At 34.7% G+C, this 17139-nt stretch carries 14 protein-coding genes and 1 pseudogene; 6 read left to right on the top strand and 9 right to left on the bottom strand.

Translation table 11 applies throughout. From position 1 onward, the window contains the following. Positions 1–15: 15 nt before the first annotated feature. Positions 16–1746 (top strand): heme ABC transporter permease/ATP-binding protein CydD, encoded by a 1731-nt coding sequence (gene cydD / locus A9G41_RS05790; RefSeq protein ID WP_065583447.1) that lies wholly within the window; start codon positions 16–18, stop codon positions 1744–1746. Then, the gene (cydC, locus tag A9G41_RS05785) at positions 1740–3371 is read left to right on the top strand and encodes a heme ABC transporter ATP-binding protein/permease CydC (RefSeq protein WP_065583448.1); all 1632 of its coding nucleotides are present in this window, start codon (positions 1740–1742) and stop codon (positions 3369–3371) included. Before cydD ends, cydC begins: the two co-directional genes overlap by 7 nt. Before the next feature lie 963 nt (positions 3372–4334). On the opposite strand, the gene A9G41_RS05780 is transcribed toward cydC, so the two are convergent. The 3 genes from A9G41_RS05780 to A9G41_RS05770 all read right to left on the bottom strand — a co-directional run bounded on the left by A9G41_RS05780 (position 4335) and on the right by A9G41_RS05770 (position 6743). Beyond that, positions 4335–4991, bottom strand: coding sequence for a hypothetical protein (locus A9G41_RS05780; protein ID WP_179854683.1), 657 nt, complete (start codon positions 4989–4991; stop codon positions 4335–4337). Positions 4992–5195: 204 nt separating this feature from the next. After that, positions 5196–5768 (bottom strand): DUF6037 family protein, encoded by a 573-nt coding sequence (locus A9G41_RS05775; RefSeq protein WP_065583450.1) that lies wholly within the window; start codon positions 5766–5768, stop codon positions 5196–5198. A 108-nt stretch (positions 5769–5876) separates the two neighbouring features. Further along, positions 5877–6743: a DUF4238 domain-containing protein gene (locus A9G41_RS05770; protein WP_065583451.1), complete on the bottom strand. Its 867-nt coding sequence runs from the start codon at positions 6741–6743 to the stop codon at positions 5877–5879. 107 nt (positions 6744–6850) lie between these two features. On the opposite strand from A9G41_RS05770, the gene A9G41_RS14990 reads away from it, so the two are divergent. From A9G41_RS14990 to A9G41_RS05760, 3 genes are all read left to right on the top strand, one after another. Further along, positions 6851–7147, top strand: coding sequence for an IS3 family transposase (locus A9G41_RS14990; RefSeq protein ID WP_081295521.1), 297 nt, complete (start codon positions 6851–6853; stop codon positions 7145–7147). A gap of 139 nt (positions 7148–7286) precedes the next feature. Beyond that, on the top strand, positions 7287–7859 hold the full coding sequence (locus A9G41_RS05765; protein ID WP_065583452.1) for an SLATT domain-containing protein: 573 nt from the start codon (positions 7287–7289) through the stop codon (positions 7857–7859). Between the two features lie 10 nt (positions 7860–7869). Continuing rightward, positions 7870–9153 carry an SMODS domain-containing nucleotidyltransferase gene (locus A9G41_RS05760; protein ID WP_065583453.1) on the top strand — a complete coding sequence of 428 codons (1284 nt, stop codon included), beginning with the start codon at positions 7870–7872 and terminating at the stop codon, positions 9151–9153. Positions 9154–9222: 69 nt separating this feature from the next. On the opposite strand, the pseudogene A9G41_RS05755 reads toward A9G41_RS05760, so the two are convergent. The 3 genes and pseudogenes from A9G41_RS05755 to A9G41_RS14695 form a co-directional block, all read right to left on the bottom strand. Continuing rightward, positions 9223–9452: pseudogene (locus A9G41_RS05755) on the bottom strand (IS3 family transposase); the annotation flags it as partial. 12 nt (positions 9453–9464) lie between these two features. Further along, positions 9465–9875, bottom strand: a complete 411-nt coding sequence (locus A9G41_RS05750; protein ID WP_065583455.1) for an Arm DNA-binding domain-containing protein — start codon at positions 9873–9875, stop codon at positions 9465–9467. Next, positions 9853–9978, bottom strand: a complete 126-nt coding sequence (locus A9G41_RS14695) for a hypothetical protein (protein ID WP_255305766.1) — start codon at positions 9976–9978, stop codon at positions 9853–9855. Before A9G41_RS14695 ends, A9G41_RS05750 begins: the two co-directional genes overlap by 23 nt. 187 nt (positions 9979–10165) lie before the next feature. On the opposite strand from A9G41_RS14695, the gene mutS reads away from it, so the two are divergent. Next, on the top strand, positions 10166–12727 hold the full coding sequence (gene mutS / locus A9G41_RS05745) for a DNA mismatch repair protein MutS (protein ID WP_065583456.1): 2562 nt from the start codon (positions 10166–10168) through the stop codon (positions 12725–12727). Positions 12728–12823: 96 nt separating this feature from the next. Here the strand turns inward: mutS and dld are convergent, their stop codons facing one another. The 3 genes from dld to rlmF all read right to left on the bottom strand — a co-directional run bounded on the left by dld (position 12824) and on the right by rlmF (position 17123). Beyond that, positions 12824–14521, bottom strand: coding sequence for a D-lactate dehydrogenase (gene dld, locus A9G41_RS05740; RefSeq protein WP_075539438.1), 1698 nt, complete (start codon positions 14519–14521; stop codon positions 12824–12826). A gap of 467 nt (positions 14522–14988) precedes the next feature. After that, positions 14989–15825, bottom strand: coding sequence for a YcxB family protein (locus A9G41_RS05735; protein ID WP_075539437.1), 837 nt, complete (start codon positions 15823–15825; stop codon positions 14989–14991). Between the two features lie 305 nt (positions 15826–16130). Then, complete coding sequence (rlmF, locus tag A9G41_RS05730; protein ID WP_075539436.1) at positions 16131–17123, bottom strand: 23S rRNA (adenine(1618)-N(6))-methyltransferase RlmF; 993 nt, start codon at positions 17121–17123, stop codon at positions 16131–16133. Positions 17124–17139: the final 16 nt, after the last annotated feature.

Here is a 17139-nt window from a genome sequence, read left to right as displayed (position 1 = left end):
ACAGTAAAGAGCTTCATGTCATTAGATAAAAAACGCCAAGCCTATTTACTTGGCTGGTTAAAACAGTATGCAAAAATGCATAAAAGTAATTTATGGGCTTCGATTTTAACTGGCTTTGTTTTAACAATATTAGTGATTATCCAAGCTGCGTTGCTTGCAATTATTTTACAAAAAATCATTATTGAGCAACACCATTTTACGGATATCTTACCTTTTTGGGGCGGACTAATTGGGGTATTACTCGGTCGGGCATTTTTTATTTATCTGCGTGAAAAAATCAACTTTGCCATAGGCCAAAAAGTTCGCAAGCAAATTCGACACCAATTAATTAACCAACTTGAATTGCATGGTCCAGCTTACTTAAATCAAAGCACGATCGGCGCATGGAGTACGTTACTTATTGAACAAGTCGATAAATTGCATGACTTTTTTGCACGCTATTTGCCACAAATGCGATTGGCAAGCATGACACCGATTTTAATTTGTATAGCGATATTCCCTTTTAATTGGGCCGCCGCTACAATTTTACTTTGCACAGCACCACTGATTCCTATTTTTATGATCTTAGTCGGAATGGGGGCTGCCGATATCAATCGTCGCCATTTTAAAGCCCTCGCTTATTTAAGTGGTCACTTTTTAGATCGTCTAAAAGGTCTCAATACCATTCGGCTATTCAACCAAGGCGAAAAACAAACTAACGAAATAGCTCGTGCTTCTGAGGATTTTCGTATAAAAACGATGCAAGTACTCAAAATTGCATTCTTATCTTCTGCTGTATTAGAGTTTTTCACATCAATTTCAATCGCCATTGTGGCGATTTATTTTGGTTTTTCCTATTTGGGAGAATTTGATTTTGGCGCATACAACGGAACTGTTACCTTATTTGCTGGTTTTTTTGCGTTAATTCTAGCACCTGAATATTTTCAACCATTACGTGATTTAGGCACCTACTATCATGCTAAAGCAGAAGCAATCGCAGCGGCTGATAATATCGAAACTTTTTTAAGTAAAAACATTGTGCAAAAACAACCTAACATTAAAGCAACTAACATCAAATTGAATGAACCATTACAAACCATTGAAGCAAACAACTTAATTGTACTATCCAGTGAACAACAGTTTATCGTTGGCCCACTATCGTTTAATTTGCAAGCACCGTTTAAATTGGCTTTGATTGGTACCAGTGGCGCAGGGAAAACGTCGTTAATGCAAGTGTTGCTCGGTTTTTTACCTTATCAAGGTTCGCTAAAAATTAATGGCATCGAATTTAACCAATTAGACATAAATGATTGGCAGCAAAAGGTGAGTTGGATAGGGCAAAATCCTTATCTGCTAAATAGCACTATTCGCGATAATATTTTACTTGGCAAGCCAAATGCCACAATGCAAGAACTTGAAGAGGTAATCGCCAAAACACAATTAGCCGATGTAATTGCCAAATTACCACAAGGAATTGAAACCCAAGTTGGCGAAGATGCCGTGCGTTTATCTGTTGGGCAAGCACAACGAATTGCTTTAGCCAGAGCTATGCTAAAACCTTGCCAATTAATTATTCTTGATGAGCCAACGGCTAGTTTAGACAAGCAAACCATGCAAAATCTAGATCAACAACCTATTGCCCCCAACAGCATTACCATTACTCACCAAACAGATGATATGCAGAATTATGAACAAATCTGGCAACTAGCCCACAGCAAGCTACATCAAGGTAAGCTACCTTGTGATAGCGAGGAGGATTTATGTTAGCCACATTGCGCCCTTATATAGCTCTTTATAAACACTATTTTTGGCAAATTTTAGCTGGTTTATTGTTATCAATTCTTACCCTATTTGCTAGTGTCTTTCTATTATCTTTATCAGGATGGTTTTTAGCTTCTACCGCTTTTGTTGGCGTTGCTGGTTTGTATTCGTTTAATTATATGTTGCCAGCAGCCGGCGTACGTGCGGCAGCGATTGCTCGCACCGCTTCACGTTATATGGAGCGTTTGGTTGATCACAACACTACATTTAAAATCTTGGCTTATCTAAGAACGCTTGCTTTTCGTAAAATTTTGCCATTAAGTGCTAATCAACTTGCCCACTACCAACGAGCAGATTTACTTAATCGCTTCATTGTTGATATTGATGCGCTTGATCACTTATACCTAAAACTCTTTGCCCCTATTGTAACTGCTTTGGTGACCATTGGCATTTTATTTATTGGGCTTGCAACTATCAATTTACCCATTGCACTAATCATTACTATCATACTTACAATTACATTACTTGTCGTTCCCGTTATTTTTTACCAAGCAGGAGAACAGCTAGGCAAAACGCTGGCCAAACAACAAAGTGAGTACCGAACATTATTAATCAATTACCTGCAAGGGCAAGCTGAACTGACCCTATTTAATGCGCAACTGCGCTATCGCACTCAGCTTGATGAACTGGAATCAGATTGGTTGTATAATCAGCAGCGCCAATCAACATTAATGGCGTTATCAAGTGCATTAGTCTTACTAATTGCAGGCTTTTTAACGTTACTTGTGCTATGGTTAATTACCCAATACACCTTATCACCTTTAGTGGCTTTATTTGTATTTGTTAGTCTTGCCAGTGCCGAAATCCTTATGCCAATTCCCGGTGCATTTATCTTTTTAGGACAAGTGCTTTCTTCTGCCACACGCACCACCGCTATTTTCAATCAAACACCAGATATTAAATTTGTGCCAAAAGGCAGAACGATAGATCTAAACGTGGCAAAATTACAATTTAAGCAAATCAATTTCACTTATCCCAATCAGCCTTTTGCGGTATTAACTGATTTTTCATTGACAGTTGAACATGGTGAACATATTGGCATAATTGGTAAAACAGGTTGTGGTAAATCGACATTGCTAAGCCTAATAAATCGCACATGGCAACCTCAATCAGGCAATATTTATATCAACAATGTTGAACTCAATCAACTTGATGAAAAAACATTACGGCAAACGATTGCTATGGTGCCACAAGTGATCACGATATTTAGTGACACCTTAAAGCAAAATTTACTCATAGGCAATCAACAAGCGACCGAGCAACAATTAATAGATGTATTATACCAAGTTGAGCTCGACAAACTATTAGCTACGGATCAAGGCTTAGACTTACTTATTGGACAAGGTGGCCGAACACTATCCGGTGGCGAAATTCGCCGTATCGGCATTGCAAGAGCCTTACTGCATAATTCCCCATTAATTTTAATGGACGAACCAACAGAAAGTCTTGATCGACAAACCGAGCAACAAATTATTCAATTAATAAAGAAAACCTGTAAAGATAAAACATTGCTCATGGTCACCCATCGCCTGACCAACAATCCGCTATTTGATCGAATTATTTCGCTTTAACAAATATAAGATCTTAAGAAACGACATCAAAACGGGGGTTTTATGCGAAATCCCCTCCCCCTCATGCATAAATTAAGTAAAAAACCGCCAATTTTCACAAAATGAAAACTTCAATAAAATCAATGTGTTTTCTGAATGATTTTTAGGATAAAAAACAGCTTATAGGAAAGTTGCAGTTTCGGGCATTTTAGCTTTTGTAAATAAAATAAACGATTAATAATAATATCAAAGCGGGGATTTTGTGCGAAATCCTCTACCCTCATGCATAAATTAAGTAAAAAATCGCTAATCTTCATAAAATGAAAACTTAAATAAAATCAATAGCTTTTCTGACTGATTTTTAGGATAAAAAACAGCTTATGGGAAAGTTGCGGTTTCGGGCGTTTTAGTTTTTGTAAATAAAATAAGCGATTAATAATAACACCAAAGCGGGGATTTTGTGCAAAATCCCCTCCCCTCATGCATAAATTAAGTAAAAAATCGCTAATTTTTATAAAATAAAAACTTCAATAAAATCAATTGTTTTCCTGACTGGTTTTTAGAATGAAAAACAGCTGATAGGGAAGTTGCGGTTTCGGGCGTTTTAGTTTTTGTAAATAAAATAAGTGATTGATGATAACACTAAAGCGGGGGGTTTTAATTCCTACACATAGCACACAATACGCTCTACTTATAATTACTCGTATCATCCATGATACTCACCTCTTCTAGGTCATCTTAGTATAGCTAAGATGTTCAAATTTTTTGCAGAAAAATTTGCTCCACTTTTGCCACAGAGGCTTTAACGAAATGGTGCCGATTTTACAAACCACTTAGCCTTCAGGAAAAACAGTAATTTTGGATGATATTAAGGCTTCCTATCTTCCTCATGTTTTTATTTGCTTTTTAGTGATTGATTTGGCGTGTTATTTTTATTGATAATGTTAAACCGCAGTATAAGCGGTTTGATATTTTTGATAAGCATTATTTTTTAGCATAAAGTATAAACGGTATTTTTTTATATTGTTTAGTTCTTTTATCCCATTCTTCTAGCTTGAGTAAGCAAAGATGGTAGTTTTCGTCTTGTGCCGGTTTAGCGCCAACGGAGAATAAATAATCTTTGCCTGCTTCAGGAGTAAATTCAAATGCGTGGTTAATCCCATTGCAAACAAAAAACTTGGTATAACCTTGACGAAACCATCCAGGTTCAACTTTAGTTGACATTCCAACTGTAAAACCAAAAATAAATGGTTTATTTGGAATGACATTAATTTGACTTAATGGTTTGACGTAATCACCAAAAACCGTTACGCCATGAATATCTGTAACCGGAGTTACGGCCTCTGTATCACCAAATCGAAAAGGAACCATACCACCATTGTCATAATGGGTTGCTTCATCATATATCCGCATCTTTACGTTAACATCACTTGCCCCTATTTGAATAACGGTAACTCTTGCTTTAGGTTGATTACCCGTTGGTTTAACTTCAGAATAAAAACGACTTTTTGATAAAAATTTAGCATGAAATTCTGCTAGCCATTGCTCTATATGATATTCGGCAGAACTTTTATAAGTGGAGCATGATACGATAAATAACGCAAATGCCACTACGCATAACATTCTAAAAAATTTAAACACTTATACTCTTTATATTTAAGTTAGATTTATAAAATAACACCTATACAAAGCTAATTCAATAGGTAGGCATAAAAGATATGAATGTAATATTCGCCTATTTGATAAGCTCAATTAACGTTACCTATATCCCTATAAGATATCTAATCAAGACGCCTTATCTATTAAATCACTTCAGGATAGCAAATAGATCATAATTGGAAGTTATCACATCTTCCAATTATGGCCCAAATCAACTGAACTCCATTTTGATGAGGCTTTCATTTTTATACTATGTTGAAGAGCATCTTTACCAAGCAGTAATAAAGTTTTCTTTCGGTTTTCTTCTGATGCTCCATTTGGTCTTTTTTCGCTAGTCCAATATATCCATGTATCAAAATAAGGCTTTTCTCTTTCTTCTATAATATCACGTCTTAACCGTACAACTTCACTTACTGTAGGGTTATTTTGAATAGATGCTATTGTAGGCAAAGAAGTGTTTAGTTGGTCTAAGAATTTTTTAGGCTCTAGTTTTCCGGTGCTAAAACCATTATTCAGTACCTCCGCCAATTCATAATAGAAACCATCAAAATATGGCCTTATTTTATATCCCTTCATTACTTCAAATTTAAAAAAATGAGGGTTAACACCTCTTGAAGTCAAGGCTAAAATAAATGGATCTTCTCTTGTAGAAAATAAGCAATCAAAACTAGCGGATCCAGTTGTTATTCTAAACTGTTGCATATCAACTGAAATCTGCAACATACTTTGGTGAAGTTGGCGTAATGAAGACATTTCCATACTAGATTCCTCTCTTATAGTTATCATTTAATATTGATACCTGACAATAAATTACTTCAGCATTTGAATATGGAATAACTAACAAAAACATTCAAAATAAAAAAACTATCAGATTATTAAGAAATCAAAATCTTCTTTTGTTGCAGCAATAAGATATTTATCTGCTTGATTATATTGGCAATAATTTAGAAATTTGTCATCATCATATAAAATAGCATCGGAACAGCAAGAATCTTTTGCAAATTTCAAATATTTCCATGGAGATATTGGTAATACAATATAATCTTTTCTCCATATAACTGGATTATCACTTGTTATTAAAGGCTTCCTTGTATTTTTAAGAGATATTTTGGTATAATATTGATGGAAAAAAGAACTTTCCAAAAAGGTATCAATTAATAGCAAGTAAGGAAAAAACTTATCTGGATTATCAGTAACAACGCCAATATCTTTATAAATTTCAGGCAGATGAGCTCGAAAAAATTTAGTTCTTGAAAATAAAAAAGCAATATATAGTTGCAAATTAACTAAGTTCTCGTCCAGAATATTTTTTACATGCTCTCCTTTATCGATAATATCACCGATCACTTTATATCCTGCTTCTATTTGACTAAAAAAAAATTTTTCTATGGAGATATTTTTATCCGCTCTTTCGACACAAAGGCTAAGACTTAACATACCTTTATCTATAATTTCTTTTATATCGCTATCTTTTACTTCTTTTCCGCTATTAACTATAGGTATTTTTTTATAAAAATAATCACGTAATTGTTTAGTTTCAGGATCAGTTAATTTTTTGACATCATAAAAATAACTTTCGGAAAATAAATTTTTAATATTTTTCTGTTTTATATTGTTAGTACTTTTATCCAATATAAAAGGAAGACGTTCATTCTTTTTATTGGGATTAGAAATAATTGCCCAACGCGATAAATAATGTTGAGGTACATAATGTTGATTTTTATATTCTGCCATATTTATTTTACTTAAAACTACTTATAAAGACTTATAATATAAAACATTCTGTAGTGGCATGTCCATCATAACAATGACCTTATTAAACTGGCAGTAATTAGTGTAACCTGTCTCAGGTATTTCATTCAGATAGAGGAAAAGAATTTAATAATCATCTACTTGATGAATGTTTAAAGGAATTTGGCATTCAACGCTCATTAAGCCATAAGGGATATCCCTATGATAATACCGTTGCTGAAGCGAAATTTAAAGCGGTGAAGACTGAATTTGTGTCAAACACGATTTTTGATTCACTTGAACAGCTTAGGTTGCCATTTAATCACTATATAGATTGGTTTAATGACAATAGGTTTCATTCTTCTTTAAATTACCCGTCACCTATTGAATATAAAATCAACCTATGACCTTATCTTTTTGGTACTAAAATGTGTAGACATGCCATTGAAAGTATGGCTAAAATTATGGAGGTGGATTTAAAAGTAATAAAGAAGATTATTAATCGAACTTAACTGATTTATTTAAATAAATATTAAGATAATTAACATGAGTCCAAAAGAAAATTATAAATTAGCTTTAGAAGCTCAGATTAGAGAAGCTTACGGAAAAATAGTCTATAGCCAAACTTGTCATCACAAGATGGCGGAACGCTTTTATAAATATAATCGTAGATGGAAATGGGTTCAGATTATACTATCTGCAATTATTAGTTGTTCAATTGTATCTATACTTTTTTATGATGAATTCTACTCAAAAGCTATTAGTGCAGTGCTGTCCGGCGTACTAACGGGAATAAATTTGTACTTAAAAAATTCTAATTTATCCGAACATACTAAAGAGCATCAAAAAGTTGCTCATGAACTATGGAAGGTAAGAGAGGAATATGTTTCATTACTCACTGATTTAGATGAATTAGATAAGAGTGTGATGGTTAAAAAAAGAGATGAGTTACAAAATCGTACTTATGAAATTTATAAGAATGCGCCAAAAACTGATTCAAAAAGTTATAAAGAAGCTCGGAAAGTGTTAAAAAATGAAGAAGAACAAACTTTTTCCAAAAAAGAATTAGATCTTATGTTACCACCTGCTTTAAGAAAAAATAAAACTAATCTTAGATAAGGAATTGATAATGTCAGTTACTGATATGTTTAAAGAGTTTTTAGCTAATTTAAAAATTGATAACTCTGAACAAATTACTTCTCGTTATGAGGAAATTACTTGCTGTCTCAATAAGAAGTATAGATGCAGTGACGCAAAAACAAGTAATAGGCTGCAAATTGGTTCTTATGGTAGATGGACTGCTATTAAAGGTATTTCTGACCTAGATATGCTTTATATTATGCCTAATTCAAAATGGTATGACTATCAAAATTCAGGAGGACAGTCAAAACTTCTAAAAGAGGTTAAAGATGTAATTCAACGTAGATATCCAACAACAGAGGTAAAAGTTGATAGATTAGTTGTAACAGTGACATTTAATAATTTCTATATTGAGGTACAACCGGTTTTTGAACTTGATGATGGTAATTTTCAATATCCCGACACTTATGATGGTGGTAGTTGGAAAATAACTAAGCCCCGTGAAGAAATTTCTGCAATGAAAGAGTTTGTTGATAATAAAAATAACAATCTCCGTTGCTTATGCAAAATGGTGCGTGCATGGAAAAATAATCACGGTATTGCCATGGGAGGATTACTTATTGATACATTAGCGTATAACTTCTTAAATAGTAATACTTATTATGATGATAAAAGTTTTTCTTACTATAATCATTTAAGTAAAGATTTTTTTGAGTTTCTAAAAGATCAAGGGGATCAAGATTATTATCTTGCATTAGGAAGTCGCCAACAAGTTAAAGTTAAAAAAAAGTTTCAACAAGCAGCAAAAAAAGCTTATGAAATGTGCCTAGATGCTATTGATTCTGGTGGTAATGATATTGCATATGATAAATGGAGAAAAATCTATGGTTCGGCATTCCCTTGTAGACCAAAACAATTATCAGAATCGCGAGCTCAATTATCTTATAATTTTAGTAATACAGAAGAATTTATTGAAGATAAATACCCTATAGATATTCGTTATAGTTTTAAATTAGATTGCATAGTTACACAAAATGGATTTAGACCATTCAGGCTAAGTTCCCATACTCGGAGATTATCAGTAAATAAAAGACTTAATTTTGTTGCATCTGATATTGATGTGCCAGAGCCCTATATTATAAAATGGAAAATCTTAAACATAGGTCAAGAAGCAGAACGAAGAGATTGTATTAGAGGGCAGATCCTTAATGATAATGGAAATAAAGAGAAAATTGAGTCAACCAGTTTTACTGGAGATCATCTGGTCGAATGCTACGTTATAAAAAATAATATTGTTGTTGCAAAAGAAAACATTATTGTCCCCATAGAATAGTACTTGTATGCATTGTACTAGCTCAAGCCTAATCCGACAGTTACCAGTTTTTATTGGGTCTCTGTCAGGTTAAATCTGGTTCAGATTTTTTTCTTCCCAGTTCCGTTTTCCATCAAGCAATGTTTCCATTGGTGTTCGACCACAGCACATTTTTCCCTGTATCCCAGATGAGCTCGTTCATTATTGTAATAATGCAGCCAATTGTCCAGATCTGTTTGGAGTGTTTCTAAATCTGAATAGCGCTTTTTACGAAATGTCACCATATAAAACTCATGTAAAATATTTTTATGAAAACGCTCGTGTAACTACCCCTAAAATAGTACAGCAGATTTATTACCTAAAACTTGTACAGGATCAGCATATAGTGTTCTTCTAACTTCATTTTGACCTTTAAGCTTTCTTGCTCCTTTTATTACTTTACCATCTTTAGTATGGCGATCTTGGATATATTCTGTTAAATATAAATCAATCATTTTCTTAATGGTAAACTTAGATTTATTTTCTTGAGCTTTTTTAAGTTGTAGTTCATTAATTTTTTGTTGTTCTCGTAGCTCTCTAGGACAATATCCACTTTCTCGAATTTTTTTCAACTCTTGCAATTTTATACGATCCTCAGCTAATTGCATTTGTGGGAAATAACCAATAGTCATTTCAACTAATTTACCATCAGTTCTTCGAAATCTATATATAAACCGTTTTTTACCAGTTTTTTGAACACTCAACTCTTAAACCACGATTTTCATTACAATCGGATAATACTTTACCATTCGGCTTTAGTTTTACTATAGCTTGATGTGATAATGCTTTTTGATCACCATTTGCCATAAAATACCCCTCTGCTATGAACTAATAATCAGTTATAATAAAAAGATGATAACTATTATGTTAGTTATACTTTTAGTTACACTAATGATTAAGAATTAGTGAGATTTTATGAGTTAAAATGATATTTAATGAGACCAATTGAATTTATCAACATATTGAAATATAAATAAAAAACACAAATAACACTATGAATGAAAATGAAAACTTCACCGACCACACACCCATGATGCGGCAATATTTAAAACTCAAAGCCGAAAACCCCGATATTTTGCTTTTTTATCGCATGGGTGATTTTTACGAAATGTTTTATGACGATGCTAAACGTGGCTCGCAGCTTTTAGATATTTCGCTCACTAAACGCGGCTCTTCAAATGGTGAGCCTATTCCTATGGCGGGTGTGCCCTATCATGCTGTTGAAAGCTATCTAGCCAAGTTAATTTCGCTCGGTGAATCAGTCGCTATTTGTGAACAAGTTGGCGATCCGGCCACCAGTAAAGGTCCCGTTGAACGTAAAGTTGTTCGTATTGTTACCCCAGGTACTGTCAGTGATGAATCGTTACTAGAGGATCGCAAAGACAATTTACTGGCTTCAATTTGGCAACAAAACCGCCATTATGGTTATGCGACACTCGATATCAGTTCAGGTCGATTTTTTGTTTTTGAATGTGATAATTTCGAGGCAATTCAAGCCGAATTGCAACGAACAAGTCCCGTTGAATTGCTTTATCCCGAAGATTTTCAATCCATGCCATTAATTGAACATCGTCATGGTTTACGCCGTCGCCCACAATGGGATTTTGACCTTGAAACGGCAAAACAGCAACTTAATTTACAATTTGGTACCAATGACCTTGTCGGATTTGGTGTTGAAGACTGCCATTACGCACTTTGTGCAGCGGGGTGCTTATTGCAATATGTTAAAGATACCCAACGCACGGCGCTGCCTCATATACGTTCAATTATCAAACAATCAGCCTATGATTTTGTGGTATTAGATGCAGCCACTCGGCGTAATCTAGAAATTACTGAAAATCTAGCTGGTGGCACTGAAAATACCGTTGCTGAAATACTTGATAAAACCCAAACGCCAATGGGTAGCCGAATGCTTAAGCGTTGGTTACATGCACCAATTCGCAATTTGACAATATTACAAAATCGCCAACTTGCGATCAGTGAATTACAAAATTATATTGATGATACCACCCCATTATTAAAACAAATTGGCGATTTAGAACGTATTTTAGCAAGGCTCGCGTTGCGAACTGCTCGCCCTCGTGATTTTGCTCGTCTGCGTGATGCTTATAATTTATTACCACAGTTACAAAATCTATTGAGTTGCCTTACTTCGCCCGCATTAATCACATTGCGTGCCAAAATAAACCAATTTGATCGCATAGCAGATATTTTAAATCATGCTATTGTTGATGCCCCGCCCGTGATTATTCGTGATGGCGGTGTGATTGCTGGTGGATATAATGCAGAGCTAGACGAGCTACGAAGCCTTGCTGATGGTGCAACCAATTATCTAGAACAGCTTGAAATACGAGAGCGTGAAACTCTTGGCATTGATACGCTTAAAGTGGGCTTCAATGCGGTGCATGGCTACTATATCCAAATCAGCCGAGGTCAAAGCCATTTAGCACCAATTCATTATACTCGTCGTCAAACACTGAAAAATGTTGAACGGTACATAATCCCCGAGCTTAAAGAGTATGAAGATAAAGTCCTTACAGCTAAAGGGCGAGCATTATCGCTCGAAAAACAACTTTACGAACAGCTATTTGATCTATTAATGCCCGAACTCGCCGATATGCAAATTAGCGCTGATGCCATTGCAGAGCTTGATGTTTTAACCAACCTTGCAGAGCGCGCATTAACACTTAACTATCAAACCCCAACACTATCAACCAACGCAGGTATAGAAATTAAAGATGGGCGGCATGTGGTTATTGAACAAGTATTACAGACGCCTTTTATTGCCAATTCACTATCATTATCGCCAAGCAGACGCATGTTAATTATTACTGGACCGAATATGGGGGGGAAAAGTACTTATATGCGTCAAGCGGCTTTGATTGTGTTGCTTGCCTATATTGGTAGTTTTGTACCTGCATCAAAAGCAACAATTGGCCCAGTAGATCGCATTTTTACCCGAATTGGCGCTTCAGATGATTTAGCTTCAGGGCGTTCTACGTTTATGGTTGAAATGACTGAAACGGCCAACATTATGCATAATGCCACAGAACAAAGCCTTGTTTTAATGGATGAAATCGGTCGAGGCACCTCAACTTATGATGGGCTTTCTTTAGCTTGGGCCTGTGCCGAAAATTTAGCTAATGAAATCAAATCAATGACACTGTTTGCCACCCATTACTTTGAATTAACCCAACTACCTGAACATCTGCAAGGTGTTTATAACATCCACTTTGATGCTATTGAACACGATAATACTGTTGCTTTTATTCACGAAGTATCTGAAGGTGCGGCTAGTAAAAGTTTTGGTATTGCTGTTGCTGGGCTTGCTGGCGTACCCAAAGCAGTATTAAAACGAGCTAAACAAAAATTGAAAGAGCTAGAAATTATTTCCAAACAATCTGCTGGTAGCCATATTGATAAATCGCAACTTTCGTTGATGATCAGTGAGCCTGCAACGTCAGAAGTCGAAGAAGCATTAAAACAGATCGATCCTGATGCTTTAACACCTAAACAAGCTTTAGAAATGCTATATCAATTAAAAAAATTATTGTAATGTGCAAGCGCAATAATTGTTTTATCACATTACAATTTAACAACTATCAATAATCACTGCCAAATTGACTTTTGGCAGTTAGATTTTTAGGTGTGATTACGCCCAATGCTTTTTCTTTGATGTTTTACCAATACCAGGGTTAAAGCTATTTGTTGGATCGATCTGTTGATAGAATTTTTTCAAATCATCATTCGCATGATACAAATGCCCAACATTATGCTCTGCTGGATACTGAGCCCCTCGCTGGTCGAGTAATGCTAAAATATCGTGCTTAACTTTATCGCAATCCACACCTTTTTTGGCAATATAATCTTGATGAAAAACATAACAGAAAAAATGCCCATAATACATTTTGTGAATAAAATGTTGATCGATATCTTTTGGTAGCGTTTCAAACCAATCGGTATCATTGCGTTTTAATGCAATATCAAGTGCCACAATGTCTTCTACTGTTTTACTATGCACATTGCGGTAAGCCGTTGCAGCTCCTGCGGCAGCAAAGCGGTGTAACATCGCTGCTTGAGCTTCCTTTTCATTACATAAAAAATAATTACCATTTTTATTTCGAAAATAGCCTTTTAAAAAAGATTCAGCCTCAGCGATTCCATCATCTGCCATTTTTAAGATAAGATGATGCTGGTAACAATCACGATAATTGCGCAACGACTTGGGCAAGTGCTTTGGTAATAATTTACAAACAAAAATAGAAAACCGATCCGAAAAATTCTTAGGAAAGAACGGAATTTTAGCGGTAATGCGATCTACAACATTCTTAAAAACAAACAGGCGTGGCATCATATCTGTGCCTAATTTCTGAATAGCAAGAAAAGTTGGTTTACCATAAATAGCTGCAATATCAAAAGCCACACGATGCATGTATTCGCCCGACACAGGTAAGGTTTTAAATTGACGCAAAATATGGCGACGAATATCATTTAATTCAGTAATATTATTTGTGCCAATATAAAATACAGCTGATTTATTTTCTAAAGGAAAGGTATCTAAGCGCACAGCAAAAACCATTAAACGTCCTGCACTACCCGACGCTTCATAATGGCGGGCTGGATCGGCATTAAATCGAGCAGGCGTATTAGCATCAACTTGACGAACATGCTCACAATAATGATCATCATGGCCTAAACCTGCATCTGCATTTATATCTTTATCGGTATAAGTATGATTTTGCAAATTCTGCAAAATCGTTTCTGGCTCATCCCCCAGCTCAATACCTAAATGATTAACTAAGTGCAATTGCCCTTGCTGATCTAATTGAGCAAAAACAGCCATTTGAGTATACGCAGGTCCTCGCTGAATAAGCGCACCGCCAGAATTATTACAAACGCCTCCCATTACTGATGCACCAATGCAAGATGAGCCAATCACTGAATGTGGACCTCGATGATATTTTTTTAATTCTTTTTCTAGCCGATAGAGCGTGCTACCTGGCAAGCAAACAACTTGTTCACCATTTTTAATAACATTAATCCCGTCCAATCTACGAGTGCTAACAATAACGATAGGGCGATCATAATCATTGCCATCTGGCGTAGATCCTCCTGTTAAACCTGTATTCGCTGATTGTGCAATCACAATCACATCAGCCTCAACACAAGCTTTTAAAACTTGCCATTGCTCAACAAGTGTGCCTGGCAAAACTACCGCCAAGGCATCTCCCTTACCAAAGCGAATACCCTGACGGTAAGGGAGTGTTCGGCTAGGAGTAGTTAAAGTATATTTATGTCCAATAATACTTTGTAGCTTCTCAATGAGTTTAGCTGTTTGATTACTTTTCATATCGGTATGTCCCATGTATATTGAAAATTGTATTGCGTTAACACTGGTTATTTAATAATCAACCATCTTAACTAAAAGCTACACAATTAGCTATCGGTATTTCACCAATCTTTACCGCGCGTTAATCGTTATTTTTCATGAAAAATAGGTTAACCGTGAAGCATAGTCGTTAAGTTTAAGCGTAAATAATGGATAAGTTATCGGTTATCATTGAGCATCAAGTGCAAGAATTTACGCTTTCTTATACATTCACTTTTTTATGATGGAATGGGCATATACAATTTTTATCATTAACAATAAAAAATCGATTTGATATGATTTATCTTATTTTAAGATGTATTATTGCTTTCTCGCTTAATCATTAACTTTAATCTTAGAAATAACAACGTAACATCCGTAAAAATAAGACAAGAAAATATCCCTCTGGGTAGTTGAGAGGCGTAAGATTAAATGCATACCAAATATGACTAACAATAATTCTTATTTTGCTTAAAACTTTCCTCAAGTTTTTGCCGTTGCTGATGAGTAAATTCGTCATAAAAAAGAAAATAAAAAGAATATTTTTGTATTTGTATTAAATAGCCTTTCTTTAATTTTCTTATCTTATAAAATTCCGAATATTTAATTTTAAACCCAGATAGTTTTTCTTTATATGTGCATTCTAATTTATCATTATAAAATGTGATAATTGCATGGCGATAAACGCTATTCACCGATTTAACAATGCGATTCACCGATAATCGCAAACACAATTGATACCCAACCACGGCAAAAATAGAGCCCAATAGCATAGATAGAGAAATTTGATAAAAAATAAAATCTATCAGTATAATAAAAAGTATTACAAACATTCCGATCGTTATATTACGGTACAAATACTTGAGCCCCGTTAGGATTCTTTTTGTTGTCACTTCGTAATTGTCAATAACAGCTAATGGTGCGTCACACTCTTTTTCGTAATATGGTCTTAATTTATTGTCTAATATTGTTAAATGTTCGGGTTTAAATAGGTCAAATTTAATAAAATAAAATATTGTGCAATTAACAAAAAATAGATACCCATCTGCTTTTTTATGGATTTGATAAAAGTCTTGATAATAGTAAGTATTGGTTTCACTTTTATCCTGATTATGTAATAGCATTTTTTCATCATCAAATGTGATTAGAAAATTTCGCATATTGTCGGCTATTGAGCGGTCTAAACTCTCGGCAAACTCTTTATCTAGCACGCCTGACTGAGCATAGTACGAATCTAACAAATATTGCGAGTTGATTTTATATTCTACAGTTATTTTTTTATTCATTGTTTAGCTCTTCATTGAATAATTATTATTAAATATACTATTTAATCATTCCAATTATGTATACTATTTTTAATTACGCCTATTGGTTATCAGAACAAAACGCACACAACAATTTACTCAAAGCTTATCCAAAGCGAGTAAAATAACCCACCAATACTTAACGTTTTTATTTAAAACGACTTACTATTCTATTAAATACCTTAAAAACGGTGTCGATATTAAGATCCAACCACCAATAAAATCTAAATTGACACGCCTCTCCCCATATTTGGTTTACTTTTGTGATGCTTTTAAAATAAATGCAGTTAATATGCTGAGTTGTTTTTTATTGAAACGGATGTATTTCCTGAAATCTTTTTAAAAAGATCTTTACGCTCATTTTTATTAAAAAATGTCCACGCTACAAATCGGCTTACTTTTTGTCCTTGTGCCATGGGTATAATTTTACTATCAATGACACCTGCCACTTTTAATTGTTTTTGTATTAATTCTAATGAGGATTTTTTAGATACTAACGAAGTAAACCATAAGCATTGATGTTTAAACACTACACTTTCTTTAATCATCTTTGTAATAAAAACACTTTCACCACCTTGACACCAAAGCTCGGCATGTTGCCCGCCAAAGTTAAGAACTGCTTTTTGTGTTGGGCTTGTTAACTTACCTAAATTTGTCAGCTTTTTACGCGTGCTGGCTAATGCTTCTTGCTCAGAAGAATGAAATGGTGGATTGCACAGTGTTAGTAGGTAAAATTCTTTGGGTTTAATAATATGTTTAAAAATTGCCGCCTTGTCTTTCTGTAATCGACATAACACAGATCCATTTAATAGGTTATTAGCTTGGCAAATTAACGATGCTGTTTTAATAGCGATCGGATTAATGTCGCTACCAACAAACGACCAGCCATATTCAGCACGCCCAAGAATAGGGTAAATCACATTTGCACCAACTCCGATATCAAGCACTTTCACTTGCTTGCCACAAGGGATCTGATTACCGTTGTCTTGTGCTAATAAATCCGCTAAAGAATGAATATAATCTGCCCTTCCAGGAACTGGTGGGCATAAATAACCATCAGGAATATCCCACCACGATAACTGGTAATAATGGAGTAAAAGCGCCTTATTGAGCATTTTAACTGCTTTAGGATCGGCAAAATCAATCGACAAATTGCCATAACCATTGGGCTTAACAAACTGTGCTAAACTAGGCAAAGTTTGAATGAGCAGATCAAAATGATAACCGTTTTGATGTTTATTACGGTTATGCAAAGAAGGCTTTTTGAATGATACTGGCACACTGTTCCTATTTTAT

It is taken from the genome of Gilliamella sp. Nev5-1 (assembly GCF_001690895.1).
Taxonomy (GTDB): Bacteria; Pseudomonadota; Gammaproteobacteria; order Enterobacterales; family Orbaceae; genus Gilliamella; species Gilliamella apicola_C.
The sequence above is the reverse complement of the archived record's forward strand: the minus strand, read 5'-3'. Positions and strand labels throughout refer to the sequence as shown.

What these genes read in the sequence shown, in the direction of transcription:
- cydD (WP_065583447.1), top strand. Translation starts at nt 16, where the DNA reads ATGTCATTAGATAAAAAACGCCAAGCCTATTTACTTGGCTGGTTAAAA.
- cydC (WP_065583448.1), top strand. Translation starts at nt 1,740, where the DNA reads ATGTTAGCCACATTGCGCCCTTATATAGCTCTTTATAAACACTATTTT.
- A9G41_RS05775 (WP_065583450.1), bottom strand. Translation starts at nt 5,768, where the DNA reads ATGGAAATGTCTTCATTACGCCAACTTCACCAAAGTATGTTGCAGATT.
- A9G41_RS05770 (WP_065583451.1), bottom strand. Translation starts at nt 6,743, where the DNA reads ATGGCAGAATATAAAAATCAACATTATGTACCTCAACATTATTTATCG.
- A9G41_RS05765 (WP_065583452.1), top strand. Translation starts at nt 7,287, where the DNA reads ATGAGTCCAAAAGAAAATTATAAATTAGCTTTAGAAGCTCAGATTAGA.
- A9G41_RS05760 (WP_065583453.1), top strand. Translation starts at nt 7,870, where the DNA reads ATGTCAGTTACTGATATGTTTAAAGAGTTTTTAGCTAATTTAAAAATT.
- A9G41_RS14695 (WP_255305766.1), bottom strand. Translation starts at nt 9,978, where the DNA reads ATGGCAAATGGTGATCAAAAAGCATTATCACATCAAGCTATAGTAAAA.
- mutS (WP_065583456.1), top strand. Translation starts at nt 10,166, where the DNA reads ATGAATGAAAATGAAAACTTCACCGACCACACACCCATGATGCGGCAA.
- dld (WP_075539438.1), bottom strand. Translation starts at nt 14,521, where the DNA reads ATGAAAAGTAATCAAACAGCTAAACTCATTGAGAAGCTACAAAGTATT.
- A9G41_RS05735 (WP_075539437.1), bottom strand. Translation starts at nt 15,825, where the DNA reads ATGAATAAAAAAATAACTGTAGAATATAAAATCAACTCGCAATATTTG.